Raw genomic sequence first — 6,039 nt, forward strand, 5'->3', positions numbered from 1 at the left:
ACATCGGCGATTCGCGCACGACGGAGTTCGAGGCGAAATTCGCGACGCTGATTGCGGCCGCCGGCGGGGCCGGGCTCGACGTCGTGCTCAACTCCCTGGCCGGCGAGTTCACTGACGCGTCGTTGCGGCTATTGGCTCCCGGTGGGCGATTCATCGAGATGGGCAAGACCGACGTGCGCGATCCGCGCGTCGTCGCGGAGCAATATCGGGGCGCGCAGTATCGGGCGTTCGACCTGATGGAGGCCGGCCCCGACCGCACCGCGGCCATGCTGGCCGAGATCGTGGGACTGTTGGCGGCCGGAGCGTTGAAACCATTGCCGCTGAGGACCTTTGACGTTCGCTGTGCCTCGGCGGCCTATCGGTACGTCAGCCAGGCTCGCCACATCGGCAAGGTCGCGCTGACCCTCCCGTCCGGGCCGGGCGCGGTGCTCAGTGGCTGCGGTGGGGGGCTGGCGGGATCCAGCGTGGTGATCACCGGTGGCACCGGTATGGCCGGTTCGGCGCTGGCCCGCCACCTCGTTGACCGTTACCGAGTGGCCCACGTGGTGCTGGTCAGCCGCACCGGTGCCCGGGCCGCCGGGGTCGCCGACTTGGTGACCGGGCTGCAGGAGGCCGGCGCCCAGGTGTCGGTGGTGGCCTGCGATGTCGCCGACCGTGAGGCGGCATCGGCGATGCTGGCCGAGATACCCGCGCAATTTCCGCTGCGCGGAGTCGTGCATGCCGCGGGCATTCTCGACGACGGGTTGATCTCGTCGCTGACACCGGATCGGGTGGACACCGTGCTGCGCGCCAAGGTCGACGGGGCCTGGAACCTGCACGAGCTCACCCGGCACCTCGATCTGTCGGCGTTCGTGGTGTTTTCGTCGATGGCCGGGATTGTGGGAACCCCGGGTCAGGCCAACTACGCGGCGGCCAATAGTTTCCTCGACGGCCTGGCCGCCTATCGGCGCGCCCACGGACTTCCGGGCCTGTCGCTGGCCTGGGGCCTGTGGGAGCAGGCGTCGGCGATGACCGCGCACCTTGGGGATCGCGACAGGGCCCGGATGAGCAGGATCGGGCTGGCGCCCCTATCCACCGAACAGGCGCTGGCGGCGTTCGACGCCGCGATGCTGATCGACAGCCCGGTGCTGGTTGCCGCCCGCGTGGACCGGGCCGCCCTGTCCGACAACATCGCCGCGCTACCTGGACTGCTGCGGGAACTGGTGGCCGGTCCGACCCGGCGCGTCATCGACGACACGGACGTCACCGCCTCAACGAGCGGGCTTTCGGAGCGTCTGCACGGCCTGAGTCCCGAGGCGCGACAGCGCGAGCTGGTCGACCTGGTTTGCGGCAACGCGGCGATGGTGCTGGGCGTGCCCAATCCGGCGGACATCGACGCCGGCCGCGCCTTCCAGGAACTGGGGTTCGATTCACTGACCGCCGTCGAGCTACGCAACCGGCTCAAAAACGCTACGGGCCTTGCCCTTTCACCGACACTGATCTTCGACTACCCGACACCCACCGCGCTGGCGACGCATCTGGACACCCAACTGGCCGGCACCGCCGGCGGCGACGATCAGCCGAGCCTGAGTCGGTTCAACGACATCACCCGGGAACTGCAGGCGCTGCTCGGCGCGTCCAACTGGAATGCCGACGACAAGTCGGTGCTACGAGCCCGCATTCACGGCCTGCTCGCCGCGCTTCCGTCGGGCGATCTTTCCGATGCCGAACATCTCGACGATGACCTCGACGCCGCCACCGAAAGCCAACTCTTTGCGATCCTCGATGAAGAACTCGGCCGCTGACACCCCACAAGGAGCAACGATGCCGGGCACCACGCAGCACGTCGACTACCTGAAACGCCTCACGGCGGATCTCAGGCGGACTCGGCGGCGCGTCGCGGAATTGGAGGGCCAGCTTTCCGAGCCGGTCGCCGTGGTGGGCATGGCCTGCCGCTACGCCGGTGGAGTCGAATCGCCAGAAGACCTGTGGCAACTGGTGATCGAGGGCCGCGACACGGTGTCGGACTTCCCGGCCGACCGCGGCTGGGACGTCGACGGGTTGTACGACCCCGACCCCGATGCCAAGGGGAAGATGTACACCCGGCAGGGCAGCTTCCTGCGGGACGCGGGCGACTTCGACGCCGGGTTCTTCGGCATCGGGCCCAGCGAGGCGCTGGCCATGGATCCCCAGCAACGGATGATGCTGGAGATCTGCTGGGAAGCGTTGGAGCGCACGGGCATTGATCCGTTCACGTTGCGGGGCTCGGCGACCGGAGTGTTCGCGGGGGTCATTCACGCCGGCTATGGCGGCGAGGTGAAGGGCGAGCTCGAGGGCTACGGGCTGACCGGCTCGACGCTGAGCGTGACCTCGGGCCGGGTCTCCTATGTGTTGGGCCTGGAGGGGCCGGCGGTATCGGTCGACACCGCGTGCTCGTCGTCGTTGGTCTCCATGCATCTGGCCGCGCAGTCGTTGCGGTCGGGGGAATGCGATTTGGCGCTGGCCGGTGGGGTGACCGTCATGGCCACCCCCGCGGCCTTCGTCGAGTTCAGCCGCCAGCGCGCGCTGGCCCCAGACGGTCGCTGCAAGGTGTATGCCGGAGCGGCGGACGGGACTTCGTGGTCAGAGGGCGCGGGAGTGCTGGTGTTGGAGCGGCTCGCCGACGCGCGACGCCTGGGGCATCCCGTCTTGGCGGTGCTGCGCGGTACGGCGGTGAATCAGGACGGCGCGTCGAACGGGTTGACCGCGCCCAACGGGCCGTCGCAGCAGCGGGTGATCAGAGCGGCGTTGGCCAACGCCGGACTGGCGGCGGCGGACGTGGATGTGGTCGAGGGCCACGGAACCGGAACGGTGCTCGGAGATCCCATCGAGGCCCAGGCCCTGCTGGCGACCTACGGTCAGGATCGCCCGGCGGACCGACCGCTGTGGTTGGGCTCGATCAAGTCGAACATCGGGCATACCTCGGCCGCGGCGGGGGTGGCCGGGGTGATCAAGATGGTGCAGGCGATTCGGCACGGGGTGATGCCCAAGACGCTGCACGTGGACATCCCGTCGCCGCACGTGGACTGGTCGGCCGGCGCGGTGTCGCTGTTGACCGAGCCGCAGCCGTGGCCCGATCACGGCGGAATACGGCGGGCCGGCGTCTCGTCGTTCGGGATCAGCGGCACCAACGCGCACGTGATCGTCGAGCAGCCTCCCGTGCCACTCGACAGCGAACCCGAACCGGTGGCCGCGACGCCGAATCCGGTGACTCCCTGGGTGGTTTCGGCCCGGTCACCCGAGGCGTTGGCGGGTCAGGCGCAGCGACTGCTGGATCGGCTCGACGCCGACGAGGGCGTGCGACCGGTCGACGTGGGTTGGTCGCTGGCGACCACCCGGGCGGCCTTCGAGCATCGCGCGGTGCTCGTGGGTGCCGACCGCGAGGCCCTGGCGGCGGGGCTGGCCGGGCTGGCGTCCGGGCGGCCGGAACCGGACGTGCTGGTCGGCCGGACCCGATCGGAAGGCAAGCGGGTGTTCGTCTTTCCGGGCCAGGGCTCGCAGTCGCTCGGGATGGGGTCCGGGCTGTACGAGCGTTTTCCGGTGTTCGCCCAGGCTTTTGACGAGGCCGTCGCGGCGGTCGACCCCCATGCACGGCTGCCGCTGCGTGAGGTGATGTGGGGCAGCGACCCAGAGTTGTTGCAGAGCACGGAGTTCGCCCAGCCTGCGCTTTTCGCCCTGGAAATCGCGTTGGCCGCGTTGTGGCAGTCCTTCGGTGTGACACCGGATGTGGTGATCGGCCATTCGGTGGGTGAGATCGCCGCGGCGTGCGTGGCCGGGGTGCTGTCGCTGTCCGATGCGGCACGGCTGGTGGCGGCGCGCGGCCGGTTGATGGCCGGGTTGCCCGCCGGCGGAGTGATGGTCGCGGTGACCGTGACGGAAGCGGAGGTGGCCCCATTGCTCAACGGTGCCGTGAGCATCGCTGCGGTGAACGGCCCCCGATCGCTGGTGCTCTCCGGTGCGCAGGACGCGGTGGCGGCGGTCGCGGACCGGCTGGCCGCGGGCGGCGCCAGGGTGCACCGGCTGGCGGTCTCCCATGCGTTCCACTCGCCGTTGATGGAGCCCATGATGGAGGACTTCGCGGCGGTGGCGGCCGGCGTGGCCGCGGGCGAGCCGCGAATCGCCCTGGTGTCCAATGTGACCGGCCAACTGGCCGGCCCCGACTATGGGACCGTCGGCTACTGGGCCGACCACGTGCGCAATCCCGTGCGATTCGTCGACGGGGTGCAGCTGGCCGAATCTCTGGGTGCCGGTGTGTTCCTGGAGGTGGGTCCGGGCGCGGCGTTGACGTCCGCGGTGGAGCAATCTCTGACGATTGACCGGGCGACCTCGGTGGTGACGATGGCCAAGGGTCGGCCCGAAGTGGACTCGTTGCTGCGGGCCGCGGGGCAGCTGTTCACGGCCGGGGTCGATCTGCGGTGGGCGGCGGCGTTCGCAGACTCCAACGCCCAGCGTGTCGAGCTGCCGACGTATGCCTTTGTGCGGCGGCGCTTTTGGCTATCCAGCGATTCGGTGGGTTCGGCCAACATCGCCAGCCTGGGTCTGGCCGAGGCCGAGCACGCGCTGTTGGGCGCGGTGGTGGACCGGCCGGATTCCGGCGGTGTGGTGTTGACGGGCCGGCTTTCGCTGGCCGCCCAGCCATGGCTGGCCGACCACGCGGTGGCCGGCACGGTGCTCTTTCCGGGGGCCGGCTTCGTCGAGCTGGCGTTGCGGGCCGGCGACGAGGTCGGCTGCTCTGTGATCGAGGAGTTGACGCTGTCCGCGCCGCTGTCGGTGCCGGACGCCGGGGTGGTGCACCTTCAGGTGGTGGTGGCCGCGGCCGGCGAGGCGGGAACGCGTTCGGTCGCGGTGTATTCGCGCGCCGTGCAATCTGATTGGGTCCTGCACGCCGAAGGCGTGCTGAGCGACCGTGCGCCAGCACCCGGCGCCGATTTGTCGGTGTGGCCGCCGCCGGGTGCGGACGCGGTGACCGTGACCGGCGCGTACGACGGCCTGGCGGGCCGGGGCTACGGATACGGTCCGGCCTTTCAGGGGTTGCGAGCCGTCTGGCGAAGGGGGACCGAGACTTTCGCCGAGGTGGAACTTCCGCAACACGCCGGAGTATCGACCGGTGGCTTCGGCATCCATCCGGTGGTCCTGGATGCGGCGCTGCACGCGCTGGGAGTGGCCGACGAGCGGATCGAGACCGTCTTGCCGTTCTCGTGGCAGGGAGTGAGCCTGAACGCGGCGGGCGCATCGCGGGTCCGGGTCAGGCTGGCGCCGGTTGGTGCCAGTGCCGTGTCGGTCGAGTTGGCCGACTCGTCCGGGCTGCCCGTCTTGTCGGTGCGCGAGCTGGTGACGCGCGCCGTCTCGGCCGAGCAGTTGACCGCGGCCGTGGCAGCCCGCTCTGGCAGCGGTGAGCTGCTCGACGTGGTGTGGTCGCCGGTCTCGCTGCCCGGCAACGACGTTGGCCAAGACTTCACCGTCTGGGAGTCACCGACCGCGCCCCCGGGCGCGGTCACCTCCGTCTACAACGCGACCCACGAGGCCCTGGGTGCGCTGCAACCCTGGCTGACGGGTGAGGCGGTCGGCGTCCTGGTGGTGCTGACCCGCGGGGCGGTGGGGCTGCCGGGAGAGGACGTCGCGGATCTGGCGGGTGCCGCGGTGTGGGGGTTGACGCGTTCGGCCCAAGCCGAGCACCCGGGCCGCGTGGTGTTGGTCGATACCGACGGAACCCTCGATGTCGCGGCGGTGATCGGTTGTAGCGAGCCGCAATTGGTGGTGCGCGACGGTGTGGCCTACAGCGCCCGGCTGAAACCGGCCGACCGGCGACCCCTGCTGCAGCTGCCCGACCCGCCGGCGGTGTGGCGGCTGGCCGCCGGCGACGCGGGAACGCTCGAGGATTTGGCGGTGCAGGAGACCGGGCCGGCGTCACTGGAGGCCGGTCAGGTGCGGGTGAGGGTCGCCGCGGCCGGGGTGAACTTCCGCGATGTGCTGGTGGCGCTGGGCATGTATCCGGGTGCCGCGCAGTTGGGCGCCGAGGGC

General features: G+C 70.4%; 2 protein-coding genes. Both read left to right on the forward strand.

The features are described from left to right. A partial coding sequence (locus A5652_RS14960) for an SDR family NAD(P)-dependent oxidoreductase (RefSeq protein WP_156745352.1) occupies positions 1 to 1,784 on the forward strand: 1,784 nt, incomplete at its 5' end. A gap of 19 nt (positions 1,785 to 1,803) precedes the next feature. Beyond that, on the forward strand, positions 1,804 to 6,039 hold a 4,236-nt coding region (locus A5652_RS14965), incomplete at its 3' end, for a type I polyketide synthase (RefSeq protein WP_232001200.1).

Source organism: Mycobacterium sp. 1165178.9 (genome assembly GCF_001673555.1).
Lineage (GTDB): Bacteria > Actinomycetota > Actinomycetes > Mycobacteriales > Mycobacteriaceae > Mycobacterium.